The sequence below is a fragment of the Streptomyces sp. NPDC045287 genome, from assembly GCF_056432325.1.
In genome coordinates this window covers 126,604-142,395 of record NZ_JBWKJG010000018.1, presented here as the reverse complement: position 1 = coordinate 142,395, position 15,792 = coordinate 126,604, and the positions used below count along the sequence as shown (strand labels likewise).

The following is a 15,792-nucleotide window of genomic DNA, read 5'->3' as shown; positions in this document are numbered from 1 at the left end:
CCTCACGTGGCGTCGGGCTTCGTGATGCCGCGTGAGCGGAGCATGCGGCGTGTGACGTCGGTGTGTTCGGTCAGTGTCTTGCGCACGACCGGGGGCGCCGCCTCGGCCGCTTCCAGTACCTGGTCGAGGAAGCCGCCGTCGATCGCGAACCGCGGCAGGAGCCGGCCCGTGTAGACCATGGCGGGGATCATGCCGCCGCGGTCGAGGCCGGGTACGAGATCGAGGTAGCGGCGGGTGAACGGTCTGAGCACCGCGTCCTGTCCGGGGCGCCAGAACGCGGTGGCCACCCGGCCCACCCACGAGACGGGCACGGCCCGTTCGTCCGCCAGCACGTGCCAGACCGCCTCCTTCGTCCCGGCGTCCGGCGCGCCGGCGCGCACGCAGAGCTCCTGGACCCAGGCGTCCGGGTCGGGATCGGCCGCCAGCAGGCGGGCCGCGTCCGCCACGGCGGCCTCGCCCAGCTCGACGGCGCGGGCCAGGGCGCGCCACCGCAGGTCGTGGTCGTCACCTGCTTCGGCCTCGGCCCGCAGGCGCTCCAGCTCGCCGCCGGCCGCGGCCCGGGCCAGGAAGCGCAGCGCGACGCGGCGCCGCGCGGGGTGCCGGGCCCGGTCGGCGAGCCGGCGGCAGGTGGCGGCGAACGCCGCGGTCAGTTCGGCCCGCTCGTCCTGCGGCGCCCACAGCTCGGCGATGTCCCCGGCGAGCGTGAGGTACGGCTCGACGGCCGCGTCGCAGGTCTCGGTCTCCAGGACGGCGCCGATGGCGCGGGCGGCTTCCGCCGCGGTGGCCTCCCCGGTGGCCAGCATGTCCCACACGGTGGCCACGGCGACGCCCCGCGACAGCGCGCCGGGCAGGTCGGCGGCGTGTCGTAGCAGGGCGTCGCGGGAGGCCGGGTCCGGCCGGACGGTGGCGAAGGTCAGGTCGTCGTCGTTCACCAGGTACAGGTCCGCGCCGGCGGGCAGGTCGACCGGCGTGCGGGGGCCGCGGACCTCGACGGTGGCGCGGGCGGCGCGTTCCAGGCCGGTGGCCGTACGGCGGTAGGCACCCACGGCCAGGACGTGCGGACGGGGCGCGGAACCGGACGGCCCAACCGCGTGCAGCACCACGCCACCGGACTCGTGGCGGAGGGTCAGCCGGTCGGGACCCGCGGCGTCCAGCCATCCGGCCCGCCAGGCGTCGAGATCCCGCCCCGAGGCCCGGCCGAGCGCGTCGACGAGGTCCTGCAGGGTGGTGTTCCCCCAGGCGTGCCGGGCGAAGTAGTCGCTCATGCCCGCGCTGAAGGTCTCCTCTCCCACGTAGGTCATGAGCTGCTGGAGGACGGAGGCGCCCTTGGGGTAGGTGATGTCGTCGAAGACGGCGGCGGCCTCCGCGACGTCGTGCACGGGCTGGCGGATCGGGTGCGAGGCCGGCCCCTGGTCGGCCAAGTACGCTTTGAGCTTGCCGCCGGCGAGGTGTCCGGCCCAGGCGTCCGTGTAGGCGGTGGCGCGGGTGGCCGCCCAGTGGCAGGCGAACTCCGCGAACGCCTCGTTGAGCCACAGGTCGTCCCACCAGCGCATGGTGACGATGTTGCCGAACCACATGTGCGCCATTTCGTGCAGCAGCACCTTGGCGAGCAGTTCCCGCTCGGCCGGTGTCGGGTCGGAGCGGCGCAGGAAGGTGTCGGACCAGGTGACGCAGCCGTAGTTCTCCATGGCCCCGCCGAATTCCGGCACGAAGACCTGGTCGTAACGGCGCTGCGGGAACGGCATGGCGAAGGCGCGTGCGTAGAAGGCCAGGCCCTGGGCGGTGAGGGTGAGGATCTCCTGCGCGTCGCGCTCCAGCACGCCGGCGAGGGACCGGCGGACGTACAGGCCGAGGTCGTGCCCGTCGACCTCCTGGCGGACCTCGTGGAAGGGGCCCGCGTTGACGACCGTGTTGTACGGGGACAGCGGCGGGGTGTCGGGGAAGACCCACCGGCGTGCGCCGTCGCACGCCTCGACGCGGGCGGTCCCCGCGTTGCTGGTGACGGTCCACCCGGCCGGGGCCGTGACGGTGAAGGCGTGCGGGGCCTTGAGGTCGGGCTGGTCGAAGCAGGCCCATACGAAACGCGCCTCGTCCGGCTCGAACGACGTCCAGACGTACACCTCGCCGTCAAAGGGGTCGACGGCCTTGTGCACGCCCGGCCCGTGGGTCGTGTCCGACTGGACGGTCTGCACGCGCAGCGTGTTGTGCGCGGCCAGGTCGTGCAGCGCGATGCGCCCCTCGACGGCAGGGGGCAGGGCGGTGCCGTTGAGCGTGGCGCAGACCACCGTCGCCGCGCAGTCGACGAACGTCGCGGCGCCCGGCTCGGCGCAGGAGAACGTGATGGTGGACACGCACCGCACGTCGGGGCCGTCCGGCAATCCCGTGAAGTCGACGGCCACGTCGTAGCGTTCGACCCTCAACAGCGCGGCTCGCTCCTGCGCCTCGGCACGGGTCAAACTGCGGACACCCATCACTCCTCCTGCATTCTTGGTACGCCCGGCATGCCGAGGGACGAAAGACCACAGCGTAGGGGGGCGCGAGCGGGACGGCCTCCGATTTTCCGGGCGGTCGCGGCGCGGGAACCCGGCCGAGACCGGGGCACAGGGCGGCGGACAGGCGGCGCCCGGCCCAAAAGCGGCCGCGACACGGCGGCCGAGGCACAGGGGAACGGCGCAGACCGGACGACGAAACAACAGCACGAGGGGACGACGGGACGACAGAAGCCGGACAGCGGAACCCGGGGCGACGCGGCGCGCCGTACGGCGAGTGCCCGCGCCGACGGCGGTACGGCGCGGGGGCCGGGCCCGCGCGGCGGCAGGACACGGCGGCGCCGTACGGGGGCCGACGGCAGGGTCGAGCGCTGGCGGCCGGGACGGGACCGGACAACAGGGTGGCGGGGCCGGTGGCCCGGCGGGCGGCAAGTGGCGAGGCACCCACTGCGGGAAGCCGCTGGGAGCCGGACCGCGACCGGACCGTGACCGTGACGCCGGCTCGGGACGCCGGCTCGGGACGCGGCGATGCCGTACGGCGGTCGACCGGGACCCGGCCAGCGCGGCGGAGCTGGACGGCACGGCTCCGGGGGCCGGGACGGCGCCGTACGGAGCGGTCGACGGGACGACGACAGTGATCGCGGGGCGGCGCCGTACGGCGGTCGGCCGGGCCCCGGCCAGCGCGGCGGAGCAGGACGGCGCGGCGAGACGGCAGCGGCAGTCGACGGCGGGCCGCCTCCTCAGAAACCGGGCGCCCTACTTCCTGATCCACACCCCGAGCACACCAACCACCCACGGGCCGGCGGATCAGAACTCACGAAACTGAGACAGCGTCACCCTGCACGCAATAACGCCCCACGACAGCGATACCCCACGGACCGTTCATGCCCGAGACAGCGGCACCACACCCCGAAACCATCACCCACCAGCATCAACACACCCAGACCCCCGCCGACTCTCACCCCCACTGTCCCGAAACCGAGAGATCGCACCTGAGGCCCCGCAGAAGAGGATTCTGACGAGAATTCAACATGGCAGGTACATGACGGACACGGATGGAAGGGCATACCATCGCTACACCCCGGAGGGGCGGTCGAGGGTGCGTCCGGCCCTCACCGGACCACCCGTGCCACTCCTTCGCGTACTCCCCCGGCCCCGCCGAGGCCGGATCCCCCCACACACAGATGAAGGATCAGCAAATGCCCCTCGGTATTTGGCTCAAGGCAGGCACTTCCGCCACAGCGCTCGTCCTCGCCATGGCGGGCGCCGCGACCGCCGCCCCCGCTCCTGCGAGCGAATCATCCACCGCGCAGGCGGCAGCGGTGACCCTTCGCTACGACGACAGCCGCGCCGCAGGTTGGGAGGCCGCGATCGCGGCCGGAGTCGCCTCGTGGAACGCGAACGTGAGCAACGTCCGTCTGGTGGAAGCAGCACCCGGCACCACGGCCGAGATCGTGATCGTCGCCACCACGGGCTGGCCGCAGGCCACGCTCGGCCCTGTCCGTCCGGGCCGTCAGGTCCGCGTCGAGCTCGGCAGCCAGGCCGTGACCCAGGGCTACAACAAGACGCGGATCGCCGCTCACGAGCTGGGGCACAGCCTCGGCCTGCCGGACACCAAGCCCGGCCCCTGCTCACAGCTGATGTCGGGGTCGAGCGCCGGCACGGCCTGCACCAACGCCACGCCGAACACCACGGAACGCTCCCGCGTACAGTCCACCTACGCGAGCGGAACCGCCGCGCTCGCGCCCACCAACCGGACCCTCGTCGACGCGCCCTGACCACACGGCCGTCGAGCGGACGGACTTCCGGGGGGCTCGGCGAGACCCCCGGGACGCAGTGAGCCGCCCGTGGACGACTGCGGTGCCGGAGGGAAAGATCCCCCACTCCCCTCGTTGTAGTGCTCAGGACCGCCGCTTCGCATCCTCGTTTCGCTGCCCGGAGTCGATGCACGACGACGCCACGGAGATCGGGCATGCCCAGGTGGACGGTGGTGTGCCGGGACGCGAGGTCGCGCATGGCGGCGAGCTTCTGCCCGGCGGCGGCGAGGCCGGCCTCGATCGCGGCGACCTCGCCGAGGCAGCCCTGTTTTCCTTGACCTCCTTCGAGCAGGTTCGCGTGGATCTCCTCCAGGCGGGCATCTGCCCGGGACCGGGCCGCAGGACGGGGCAGCGGATGCAGGCGTGTTCATGGACGCAGGGGTGCCGAAGTCGCGTGCACAGACGCCCAAGGCGACCTTCCGCAACAGCGACCTCGACACCAGGACGACGGGGCGGCCGGGGCGGTGGGGCGAGGCGGCGCGGCGGGGCGGCGGGGCGGCGGGGCGGCGGGGCGGCGGGGCCGAACGGCAGGGCGCCGCCCTCTGCGGTCGAAGCAACGGCACCGACGACCGGGGCCCGGCGACGCCCTGCCGCACCGACGGCCGACCAGGACGGCCGGACACCGAGCACGACGGTCGACGCCGGCCGGTCGACGGTGATGGCGGGCCGGGGCGAGGCGGCGGGCCCGGCCGCACGACGCGACCGGGCTCACGTCCTACCCGTCTGGGACGGGTAGGTCCTCACGCCTGTCGGTGAGGCGCCGTTGTCGTCGGATCAGCCGAAGCCGAGGTTCTCCTGCGCGAAGTCGGCTGACGCCGGGGCCGGACGGGACGGGGACGGCGGTGTGCCGTCCTGGTGGGCGGCCTTCCAGCGCTTGGCCAGCTCGTCCTTCCAGCCCCTGGGCGGGGGCCAGGGACGTCCCGGGCGGCGAGCCGGGCGCGCTTCCAGCCGCCGGCGGGCGTGCGGGCGGCTTCGATCTCCTGCGGTGAAGGTGGTTCATCAGGCATGTGCGGGGGACGAACGGCAGCCGGTGATCGTCCCCGGCCCCGGAACAGGTCCGGTAGCGGTGTCCGCCTCCTGCCGCCTGACTGCTGCAGCGTCCAAGACACCGGTCGCACGACGTCTTGGGACACCGCCCGGACGCCGTCCCGGACAGGCGCGTCATCCGGGACGGCGTCCTGGACGGCCGGACGCTGGAAGCGCCACACGCGGCGTCCCTAGGCTCCGGGGTGGGCGTCGTGAAGCGACTGCGCGGCAGTACGAAGTCGTTCACGCGTCGGGCACCAGGCACGCGCCCGTCTCGCGGCTTCACGGCGTCCTCCCGACCGCCTTCCGGAAGGAGGACTTCATGTCCAAGGCACTGGAATCCCTCAGCAGCAGGCTTCTCGGCCTGTTCGTCCCCGAGGTGGAGGCCGCGGCCTCCGCCCAGGCCTGTCAGTGCTTCAACGAGTGCTGGCAGTGCGCGCGCAGCGCGTGCTGCGTCAACACCTACTGCGGCTCCATCAACTGCTGGCGCAGCTGCCCGGGCTGCTGACGCGGTGACGTGACCTGAAGTGCGACCGGGGACACCGGTGTCGCGGGTGGCGCAACGGCCGCACGCCTCGACCGTTCGGTGACCGTCCGGTGTCCCCGGTCCCTTTCTCCGCCCTTCGGCCCGTCCCGCAGGAGGTGTCGCCCGTGCCCTACGCGGAGTCCGCCGTGCGCGTGCTCATCGCCACCGTCTTTCTGGTCGCTGCCGCCGGCAAGGTGAGCAGCAGACGATCGTTCACCGCCTTCACCGCGTCGTTGGGCCAGTTGAACGTCCTGCCCGGCACCGTGATCCGGGCGGTGGCCGTCGCCGTGGTGGCGACGGAGTGGCTGGTGTGTTCGCTGGTCCTGATGCCGTGGGCCTCCCTCGCCGGCGTCGGACTGGCCCTCGCCGCCGTGCTGCTCGTCGTTTTCGCCGCCGTCATCGCCCGTGTCGTCGCCCGGGGCACTCGCGCGGTCTGCCGGTGCTTCGGCAGCGGATCGAGGGAGCCGCTCGGTGTCCGGCACGTCGTGCGCAACCTGCTGCTCGCCGGGTTCGCCGCGTGCGCAGCGGGGACGACGCTGCTGCGGGAGGCCGCCCCCGCCGAGCCGTGGGCGCTCGCGCTGTCCGCGCTGGCGGGGCTGCTCGTCGGTGGCTGTGTGGCCGCGTTCGACGTGGTCGCGGAGTTGTTCCGTCCCGTCGGGCCGGCGCACTCGCCCCCTTCCGGCAGTCCCCTGCAACCGGGCCGCTGAGGCCGCTCGTAGCGCGCACCACCCGTCAGCCCGCCCTCCCGTCCCGCCCTGCTCCGTCCTTCCCCGCCCTGTCCCGCCCCGTCTGAAGGGAGACGTCCGTGCCCGTCCTCGTTGCCGCCGTCGTTCTCGTCGGCCTGCTGTGCACCCTCGACCTGATTCTCACCGTCGGCGTCGTCAAACGCCTGCGGGAGCACACCGAGTTGCTCTCCGAGCGGGGCGGCGGCCGGATGTCGCTCGGCCCCGGCGACGAGGTCGGGGACTTCTCCGCCGTCTCCGTGGACGGTGAGCCCGTGCACGACGCGATGATCTCGAGCGAGACGGTGGTCGCGTTCTTCTCCCCGACCTGCGGGCCGTGCAAGGAGAAGCTGCCGAAGTTCGTGGAGTACGCGCGCGGTGTCCCGCGGGGCCGCGAGCAGGTGCTCGCCGTGGTGACGGCCGACGACCCGCGCGACGCGGAGGCCGCCACCCCCATGGTGACGGCGCTGACGCCCGTGGCCCGGGTGCTGACCGGGCACGACGCCGAGGCCGTCGCGGAAGCGTGCAAGGTCCGGGCGTTCCCCGTGGTGCTCAAGGTCAACCGCAGCACGGACGGTCGTCTCCTCGTCATGACCGACGACGTCGACGTGGAGCGTCCGGCCGTCGCCTCGTACTGACGCCGAACCGCTCCTCGCCCCCGCCTCCTGCCGGTCCTGCGTACGGGGAAGGAAACGCATGCCGTCCGAGTCGAGCTCGAGCCGGTGTCCGGGCGGTGGCTCGCATCGGGCGTCCTCCGCACCGGCGCAGGAGCCGCCCGGCGACCGCTCCCACCGCTGCGGAGTGCCGGACGCCCTGCGGCTGGTCGCCCGTGCGGCCACCGGAACCCTCCTGCTCTACACCGCGCCCGCCCTGGTAACCGGGTTCTTCCCGGTCGTCACCGCCTGGTCCGTGAAGCTCATCGTCGACCGGCTCGCCGCCGGGGCGACCGTGCGGGAACTCCTCGTCCCGGCACTGGTGCTGGTGGCCACCGGCATCGCCACCGGGGCCGTGCCGCACCTGGCGCGGTACCTGCGAACCGAGCTCGACCGCCGTGTGGGGCTGTTCGCGCAGGACCGGCTGTTCGCCTCCGTGGAGGGCTTCCCCGGACTGGAGCGGTTCGAGAATCCGGACTTCCTGGACCGGTTGCGCCTCGCCCAGCAGACCGTCGTCGGCCCGCCTGTCGCCGTGCAGGCCCTCGACGGCGTCCTCGGAGCCGTACGGGCCGCGGTCACGGTCGTCGGATTCCTCGGCTCCCTCCTGGTCATCAGCCCACCGACCATGGCACTGGTGCTGCTCGCCGCCGTGCCGACCCTGGTCGCCGAAATGCTGCTGTCCCGTCGGCGTGCCGCAACAGCGTGGTCCATCGGGCCCGACGAACGGCGCCAGTTCTTCTACATGGGACTGCTCGCCAACGTCGAGGCCGCGAAGGAGATACGCCTCTTCGGCACCGGCGCCTTCCTGCGCAGCCGCATGATCGACAGCAGGCGCAGCGCGGACGCGGCCCGCCGGGCCGTCGACCGCCGGGAGGCCGGCCTGCGCTGCGGGCTCGGCCTGCTCGCGGCCGGAGTGGCGGGCGCCGGCCTGCTGTGGACGGTCGGCACGGCCCGGGGCGGCAGTCTGACCCCGGGTGACGTGGCGGTGTTCCTGGCGGCCGTGGCCGGGGTCCAGGCGGCCCTGACCGCGCTCACCGGAGACCTCGCCGGAACCCACCACGCCCTGCTGCTCCTCGATCACTACCAGGCGGTCGTCCGGGCCGGGCCGGACCTGCCCCGGGCCGTCGAGCCGCGCGAGCTCCCACCGCTGCGCGGCGGCGTGGAGCTGCGTGACGTGTGGTTCCGCTACTCCCCCGATCACCCCTGGGCACTGCGGGGGGTCAACCTCCGTCTGCCGGCAGGGGCGACGATCGCTCTCGTGGGCCTCAACGGCTCCGGAAAGTCCACGCTGGTCAAGCTGCTGTGCCGGTTCTACGACCCGACGCACGGCCGTATCCTGTGGGACGGCGTCGACCTGCGGGACGTCTGCCCCTCCGAGCTCCGCAACCGTATCAGCGCCGTGTTCCAGGACTACATGGAGTACGACATGACGGCCGCGGAGAGCATCGCGCAGGGCGACCTCGGCGCGCTCGGCGCACCCGACCGCATCAAGGACGCGGCGACGCGCGCCGGAGTGCACGCCACACTGAGCGCGCTGCCGCACGGTTACGACACGCTGCTGTCCCGCATGTTCTTCACCGAGTCGGACAAGAAGGACCCGGCGACCGGTGTCATGCTGTCCGGGGGCCAAAGCCAACGACTGGCCCTGGCACGGGCGTTCGTCCGGGACCGGCGGGACCTGATGATCCTCGACGAACCGTCGGCGGGACTCGACGCGGCAGCCGAGCACGAGATCCACACCTCGCTGCGCGCCCATCGCAAGGGCGGCACCAGCCTGCTCATCTCCCACCGCCTGGGGGCCGTGCGCGACGCCGACATGATCGTCGTACTGGAGCGGGGACGGGTGGTCGAACAGGGCACGCACGACGAACTCCTGGCGCAACACGCCCAGTACGCCCGTCTGTACGCCCTTCAAGCCGCGGGCTACCGCTCGTCTACGGCCCCGCCCGCCACCGTCCCGTCCCAGGCCCCCAGCCCCACCAGTGGAGGAAAAGGCACATGAGCGAAGTCGACCGCCCCGTCGTCCCGTCCTCCACCGGGCAACGCGCCCGGGCCGAGACGGCAGTCGCCCGGGCACGCTCCCGCGCACTTCGGGCGCAGGCCCTCCGCATCGCCCTGTACGCGGCCGCCGCCCTGCTCTGGGTGAACGCCGTCGCGTTGGCCGCGGCGGCCGGCAGCCCGGTCTGGGCGGCGGTGAGCGGCCTGACCGCCCTCCTGGTCTCCACCGGACTGGCGCTCTCCCGGGCCGCCGAACTGCGGTGGGTGGCGGTGAGCGTGTCCGGGAGGAGCATGGAACCGACCTACCGGGAGGGAGACCGCGTCGTGGCGTGGCGCCGGTCGGCTCCCGTGCGGGGCGCGGTGGTCATCGTGGAACGGCCGCCCTACCGGGCGCCTTGGCCAGATGCCCCCGTGGCCCGCAACGCGCCCGCTCACGTGATCTACGCACGGCACTGGTTCATCAAACGGGTGGCGGCGATCGCCGGCGACCCGGTGCCGCGTGCCCGGGTCCCCGCCCTGGCCGAGGTCACGGAGGAGACCGTACCGGAGGGCATGCTCGTACTGCTCGGTGACAACCAGGACGACAGCTATGATTCGCGCTTCGTCGGATACTTCCCGGCCGCGCGGGTGCTGGGCTCGGTCCAGACGGCCGGCCGGCCCGCACCCACGCCCCCGTCCACGGCGCGGATGAGGAACACCTGACGGCTCTCGCCGTCGCAGCGCTGCATGACGGCCTCCGTCCCCGCGGCGCCCCCCGGACGCGCGATGCCCACACAGCCCTCCCCCTGGACGCGCAGCACGAACGTGCCCCGACCGAGCCGCCGTGAGGGCTCGATGGAAAACGCACTGCCCTGCGCGCAGTCGTCCATGGGCTCCAGCAGGCCCTTGCCGCTGCCACCGGCCAGCGCCCTGAGGCAGCCCTTCCCGTAATCGGGATGGTGCCACTGGATACGGTAGAGCCCTTGGCCGAGAGGCTCCAGCAAAGTGCCCTGCGGCGAGACTTCCTCACAAGGCCGCTGCACAGCGACCAGAGGCGTGTAGCGCCAGCCCGGTACGCGCCCGTCGGTCAGGCAGAGGTCGGGGCTGTCGGCGACACGGATGGTCACCCACCCGTGGGGCGGGGCGGTGCCCGCGGCGGGCGAGCCGCTCACAGCGGCAAAACCCGCCCGCCCCTCCCCTCCGCCGAACGAGGTCCGCACCGCTGCCGCGACGACGAGCACCGCCACAGCCGCCACCGCCGCCACCACGGCGGCCGGCCGCACACGCCGCCACCGGGAGGCGTGCGCTGTGCTCGACGCGGCCCGCTCCAGCGAGGGTCCCTTCCCGTACGCGCCGGCGACCCGCTCCCAGGCCCCGGCCCACTCCGCGGCCCGATCCCCTTCGCCACACGCCTTCACGAACGCCATCAAAAGATCGAGCCGAGGCGGCATGTCCCTGCTCAGCATGCTGGAAACGGAACTGCGCGGCAGGACGTCCCCTACGGCCGCCGCTCGCTCCTCGAGTTGCCGGTACGACAGTCCCGAGCACCTCTTGAGGTCACGCAGCCCCTCCATGAAGGTGGACAGGTCCCGGATCTTCCCAGGCGGACAGCTTCCCGGATAGCCCATACGCCACATCCTGAAGGTCCCTCCGGCCTGGCGGCAACAGCGCCTATTTGCCATTCACAGCAAACCCGGCAACACCGCGGCAGACCACGGGCGCGAGTCCGCCCGGCGGCCCGCGTGAAGGGGCCGTTCGCGCACGCGTCCGTACCGGTGGGCTCCCCGGAGCACACCCCTGTCCACACCCCGTCGATCTTCTCGCGCAGGGCGGCGTTCTCCGCCCCCAGCGGCGTAGGTGGCTCGGCGGACGTCTCCGCGCGGCGTCCCCGGGGTCGGCCTGCCCCGGCTGCCCGGACCCAGTTCCGCAGGGTTTCCGGGTTGATGCCCAGATCCGCGATGACCTGCCGGATCGTCGCCTCGGGCCGCGACTGGTACGGCGCGACCGCGTCCGCCTCGAACTGTGGCGGGTAGTGCTTCATGACCACGAGACGTCCGTTCTCAGGTCCTCAGGATCCAGCGTCCCGCGTGTCCAAGACCAGGGGTCAAGGCCCGCCGGGCGACTCCGTATGGCTACACGACCGAGTCGACGCCGGCCTCTTCGCGCATACAGCGAGCCTTCCAGAACACGGTCCTGGGCAGGGCGCTTCGTGTGGAACGCCCGGGCGGAGCGGGTACGCCAAAGCTTGCCGCGAGAGTGCCACCCGGTCGTCTGGACGTGCCGGTCATCTTCCTGCAGGGGCGGGCCGCCCCGGCACCGCGACCCCCGACGGGGCGGCTCCGTTACGGCTGGGCGTGCCGCCCGTCGTGCGGCCGGACGGCGGCCCGGGACGGGGCGGTGGGACGCCGGGGCCGCACCGTTGCGACGTGGTGTGGCAGTGCTGGTCGGCTCGGGGTGGCTCCGCTGGTGCTGGGTGGGTGGTGGGGTGGTCGTGCGGCGGCGGGACGCTGTTCGACCGGGAGCGGGAGGAGACCTGAGGCCGGTGAGGGCGTCGACGCGGGCGGCCAGTTCGAAGTCACGCCCGGTGAGGCGCCGCCGGCGTCGTGGGTGCTCGCCGCCTGGGCGGCCGTGCCGTACCCGAGGGTCAGGTCGGGGTGGTGGTTCGGCTCGTCCTGCACGCGGGTGACGTGGACGACCGTCGCGACCGCCGCGAAGTGCGTGGCGGGGCGGTACGTACGGGATCACGGGGCGGTGCGGGGACCGGACGCCGGGTGGAGTGCGCCACCCGGTGCCCGGCACGGACCACTCTGCCGGTCGGTCGCCGCCCGGTCGATTACCCCGGAGGTAATGACCGCGGGGCGGCGGCCGCCCGTGCCCGGGTCGACCCCGTGCGGGGCGCTCCGGGACCGTGACCGTGCGGGGGGGTGCTGCGGCCTCTCCCGTGCGGGGGCGCCTCGGCCCCGGCCGTACGAGGGCCTCCAGACCGTCCCCGTACGGAGGCTCCCCGGGCCAGCCCGCACGAGGGTGCCCGGGGCCGGCCCGTCCCGCCGTCACGCCGTACGGCATCCGGTCCGCCGGGAAGCCCGGCGGCCGCTGTCGGCCGGTGGCCGGTCCGCCATCGACCAGGCGGCCAGCCAGGCGATCTCCATGGCCGCGTCCAGGAGGTACGTGGCGCGGATGCGTCCTCTGGGGACGTACGCCAGGTCGATGGCGAGGAAGGCGAGCGCCGTGCCGACGCCGGTGCGGCGCGCGTGCCGGACGCTCTCCCCGTCGGAGGCGGAGGCGGCGCGCAGCATGTTCCAGCCGGCGGACAGCAGGAGGGCCCCGCTGGTCTTCTGCAGCCATCCGTCGGCGATCGGGCCGTAGACCCGGCCGAAGGTCCGGAGCGACACCAGCGGCCAGACTCCGCCGACCACGTTGAACAGGCCCTGGGCGCGGGCCACCGTCCGCGGATCGACGCGCGGGGAGCCGGGTCCGACGCGCCTCACCGGAGCCGCCTCCCCCCACGCCGCGCGCGTGCCCCGCCGTGCGGACCGCCCGGTCACCCGGTCCGCCCCGGGCCGGTGAAGACGGCGCGGACGCATCCGTCGGTCTTTTCCTTGAACATGTCGTAGCCTTCCACGGCCTGGTCGAGGGGCATGGTGTGGGTGGCCAGGTGTGCGGTGGTGAGGTCTCCTTTGGCCATGCGGTCCAGGAGCATGGGGATGTACCGCTGGCCGTGCTGCTGCGAGGCGTGCAGGGTGAGGCCCTTGTTGAGGACCGCGCCGAGGGGGAACTTGTCCACCATCCCGGCGAACACCCCCAGGACGAACACGGTGCCGCCCTTGCGGCAGGCGTGGATGGCCTGGCGCACGGCGGTGGGCCGGTCGGTCTGGAGGCGCAGTTGCTGTTTGACCTGGTCGTACAGGTACATCGGCCCGTGGCTGTGGGCTTCCATCCCGACCGCTTCGATGCACACGTCGGGCCCGCGGCCACCGGTGCGTTCGCGTAGTTCCGCGGCGACGTCGGTGGTGGTGTAGTTCAGCGTTTCGGCACCGACGTACCGCTCGGTCATCGCCAGCCGCTCCGGGATACGGTCGATGGAGATCACCCGTTCGGCACCCAGCAGGATCGCGGCCCGTGACGCCATCTGGCCCACGGCGCCGCACCCCCAGACCGCGACGACGTCGCCACGAGGGCGGATGTGACGCGCTTCACCGGGCACCTCCTTCGTAGGGCTCTGACTCTGGGAACGCCCCTCCCCGGTGCCCTTCGCGAGCGTGGGAAAACGGCGTCCACGCGCCGAGTACCCCGTGGAGCCCCTACGACACGGGGACCGCACCCGGGGCCGTCCCCGGGTGCGGTCCCGACGGTCGGTGACGGAGCGTGACGGACGGGGCGGGGTGCCCCGGACCCGCCGCCCCTCAGGTCACCTGGCGATGGTCCAGGCGCTCGCGCACAGTGCCGCCGCGGTGAGGAGCGAGGCGACGCTCGCGCGCAGGAGGCGCTGTCGCAGCCGCGTGTAGCGCGCGGTGTACTCGCCGCGCAGTTCGACGCAGCGGTCGGCGATCGTCCGCAGGACCTTCTTCGACAGCTCGATGCGGTCCTCGGCGTAGAGGCGGGCGACCTCCTCGTGCTGGGCGGTGGTCAGCCACGGCATGCGGCGTGCGAAGGCTTCGCCCTGCTCGCGGGCGTTGAGCAGCTCCGCCTGGGCCAGGAGGTAGCCCTCGACGCGGTTGACGCCCTCGGCCGTCTCGCGGCGCGTCACCGAGGCGGTCGTGCGCATCACCGCTCCCCCCCCTGCCGCCCGGCACGGCGGACGTCCCCTTCTCGGGCTCGATCATGTCCCGGCGGCCCCCCGTCGGGTCATACCGCTGCCGGACCGGACTCCCCTGCCCGCCGGGTCCCTCCGCGGTCCGCCGTACCGGGGAGAGGGCGCAGCGCCCCTCTACCGGCCCGTAGGACGGCCGCTGCCGCGGGTCAGCAGGACTCCTAGGGCGATCATGCCCACCCCGAGGACGAAGTGCAGCCAGTTGTCGGCGGTGTTCACGGGCACGAAGTTGGCGGCGCTGTCGTGATCGATGATCAGGCCGTAGATCCACAGGATCAGGTAGACCACACCGCCCCCGATGAGGAAGGTGCGGGCGGTGGAGGCCGCGCGGGCCATGGTGACGCCCGCGAGCCCGAACAACAGGTGCACGATGTTGTGCAGGACCGACACCTGGAACAGGCCCAGCAGCTTGGCCTCGGAGTGGTGCTCGGCGAACTTCAGCGTGTCGTAGTCCGTCGTGATCCCGGGGATGAAGCCGAGGATTCCCACCAGCAGGAACACCGCGCCCACCAGGAGCGCGGCCTGCTGTACGGGAGTCCGTGCGGCCGCCGTACGGGGGTGAGTGGTCATGAGCCGACCTCTTTCTCGCGGGGCGGCAGGCGCCGCCGTCCGGCTCTCACGACGCCGACTACCCCTCACCCGGCCTTTCAGCCCCGTCGGGGTCGGACCGGGAGGTCACCCGCTCGGCGGGGCGCGTGACGCCGGGCTGCGGGACCGCTTGAGAAGGTCTCGATGGACGCTGTCCCCGCGGATCGGCAGATCGGTCGCGTTCACTGCTCCTCCCCGCCTGGAGCCGCCCCGATGGAGGCCCTCGTCAAGCAGAAGGCCGAGGACGGCACGGATCCGGGCACGGAGCTGACCGTCCTGTTCGCCCGTACCGATACCGCTGGCGAGGCCGACCCTTGCGCTTGGTCGTGGTACGGGCCGGGCTTCCGGTTCGGGGCGCGGCGGCCGGCCGGCCTGGGCCTGGCCCTGGTCACATGTCGTCGGTCAGGGCGTTGGTGAGGAGGTTCTCGGAGCCCAGCGAGCGGAGCAGGGGGCCGAGCGGTCTGCGCGTGATGGCGCCCGGGGCCTCCTCCGGTCCGGCCCACGTGGTGCCGGTGGCTTCCTCGTAGGTGTCGTCGCTGTGGCGGTGATCGGTTGGGAAGGCCGACTCGGGTGTGTGGCGGCGGCCGCGGAGCCGGGTGGCGCCCCCGAGGACGGTCCGGCCTCCGTGGTAGCCGACTTCGTCGGCGACCAGGCGCACAAGCTCAAGGACGTGCCGGGTGAGGATGACGGCCGCGGCGTCGAAGACGACCCGTTCCGTCACCCCCGGCGCCGCCCTGACCATCACCCTTGGAGAGGCAGGCACAGCGGGCCCACTCCACAACGGCGGCGGGACCGGAGGCACCTCCGTCGTCACCATCGGCGGCACGCAGCAGGCCACCGCTAACGGCGGCGCCGGTGGAGCGGGACCCTCGCTCCTGCTCGGGGGTCTCGGGGCGCCGGCGGAGCCGCCGTCCGCTGCAGCGGCACGGCAGCCACCCTCCGCGCCGGCAACCCCGGCGCCGACGGCGGGAACGGCGGCTTCCAGAGCAACAGCGGAGGCATCGGCGGAACAGCGGGAGGCCCGGTGCCGGCTTCCTGCGCCGCCAGCACCGGCCGAGGCGGAGACGGGGCCGCCGGCGGCGTCTTCACCCGATACGACGGCAACCCCGGCTGCGTGCTCCTGACCCACTGACAACACCGGCTCACCGCGGAAGGCCGACGCCCCGGCTCCACAGCCGCCGGGC

At 73.3% G+C, this 15,792-nt stretch carries 14 protein-coding genes and 1 pseudogene; 6 read left to right on the top strand and 9 right to left on the bottom strand.

Annotated elements, in window-relative coordinates:
- Positions 1-2: 2 nt before the first annotated feature.
- The gene (gene pepN, locus AC07D6_RS26835; protein ID WP_479048497.1) at positions 3-2,471 is read right to left on the bottom strand and encodes an aminopeptidase N; all 2,469 of its coding nucleotides are present in this window, start codon (positions 2,469-2,471) and stop codon (positions 3-5) included.
- 1,217 nt (positions 2,472-3,688) lie between these two features.
- Here pepN and AC07D6_RS26830 point away from each other — a divergent pair.
- The 6 genes from AC07D6_RS26830 (at position 3,689) to AC07D6_RS26805 (ending at position 9,933) form a co-directional block, all read left to right on the top strand.
- Positions 3,689-4,267 (top strand): snapalysin family zinc-dependent metalloprotease, encoded by a 579-nt coding sequence (locus AC07D6_RS26830; RefSeq protein ID WP_479048494.1) that lies wholly within the window; start codon positions 3,689-3,691, stop codon positions 4,265-4,267.
- Positions 4,268-5,654: 1,387 nt separating this feature from the next.
- Positions 5,655-5,840, top strand: coding sequence for a hypothetical protein (locus AC07D6_RS26825; protein WP_315877448.1), 186 nt, complete (start codon positions 5,655-5,657; stop codon positions 5,838-5,840).
- A gap of 143 nt (positions 5,841-5,983) precedes the next feature.
- A complete protein-coding gene (locus AC07D6_RS26820; RefSeq protein WP_479048493.1) occupies positions 5,984-6,565 on the top strand; it encodes a MauE/DoxX family redox-associated membrane protein in 582 nt (193 codons plus the stop codon).
- Between the two features lie 98 nt (positions 6,566-6,663).
- The gene (locus AC07D6_RS26815) at positions 6,664-7,218 is read left to right on the top strand and encodes a thioredoxin domain-containing protein (protein ID WP_479048490.1); all 555 of its coding nucleotides are present in this window, start codon (positions 6,664-6,666) and stop codon (positions 7,216-7,218) included.
- Between the two features lie 58 nt (positions 7,219-7,276).
- Positions 7,277-9,235, top strand: a complete 1,959-nt coding sequence (locus AC07D6_RS26810; RefSeq protein ID WP_479048488.1) for an ABC transporter ATP-binding protein — start codon at positions 7,277-7,279, stop codon at positions 9,233-9,235.
- Positions 9,232-9,933 (top strand): S26 family signal peptidase, encoded by a 702-nt coding sequence (locus AC07D6_RS26805; protein WP_479048486.1) that lies wholly within the window; start codon positions 9,232-9,234, stop codon positions 9,931-9,933. Before AC07D6_RS26810 ends, AC07D6_RS26805 begins: the two co-directional genes overlap by 4 nt.
- Here the strand turns inward: AC07D6_RS26805 and AC07D6_RS26800 are convergent.
- From AC07D6_RS26800 to AC07D6_RS26765, 8 genes and pseudogenes are all read right to left on the bottom strand, one after another.
- Positions 9,819-10,784, bottom strand: a complete 966-nt coding sequence (locus AC07D6_RS26800) for an RICIN domain-containing protein (protein ID WP_479048483.1) — start codon at positions 10,782-10,784, stop codon at positions 9,819-9,821. The genes AC07D6_RS26805 and AC07D6_RS26800 overlap by 115 nt on opposite strands.
- Positions 10,709-11,251 (bottom strand): transposase, encoded by a 543-nt coding sequence (locus tag AC07D6_RS26795; RefSeq protein WP_479048481.1) that lies wholly within the window; start codon positions 11,249-11,251, stop codon positions 10,709-10,711. Before AC07D6_RS26795 ends, AC07D6_RS26800 begins: the two co-directional genes overlap by 76 nt.
- 503 nt (positions 11,252-11,754) lie before the next feature.
- Positions 11,755-11,951 (bottom strand): annotated as a pseudogene (locus AC07D6_RS26790) (4a-hydroxytetrahydrobiopterin dehydratase); the annotation flags it as partial.
- Between the two features lie 309 nt (positions 11,952-12,260).
- Positions 12,261-12,698 (bottom strand): hypothetical protein, encoded by a 438-nt coding sequence (locus tag AC07D6_RS26785; protein ID WP_479048478.1) that lies wholly within the window; start codon positions 12,696-12,698, stop codon positions 12,261-12,263.
- 53 nt (positions 12,699-12,751) lie between these two features.
- Positions 12,752-13,339, bottom strand: a complete 588-nt coding sequence (locus AC07D6_RS26780; protein ID WP_479048553.1) for a zinc-binding dehydrogenase — start codon at positions 13,337-13,339, stop codon at positions 12,752-12,754.
- A 279-nt stretch (positions 13,340-13,618) separates the two neighbouring features.
- Positions 13,619-13,975: a hypothetical protein gene (locus AC07D6_RS26775; RefSeq protein ID WP_479048476.1), complete on the bottom strand. Its 357-nt coding sequence runs from the start codon at positions 13,973-13,975 to the stop codon at positions 13,619-13,621.
- 162 nt (positions 13,976-14,137) lie between these two features.
- A complete protein-coding gene (locus tag AC07D6_RS26770) occupies positions 14,138-14,590 on the bottom strand; it encodes a DUF4383 domain-containing protein (RefSeq protein ID WP_479048474.1) in 453 nt (150 codons plus the stop codon).
- A 406-nt stretch (positions 14,591-14,996) separates the two neighbouring features.
- A complete protein-coding gene (locus AC07D6_RS26765; protein ID WP_479048472.1) occupies positions 14,997-15,371 on the bottom strand; it encodes a hypothetical protein in 375 nt (124 codons plus the stop codon).
- Between the last annotated feature and the right edge of the window lie 421 nt (positions 15,372-15,792).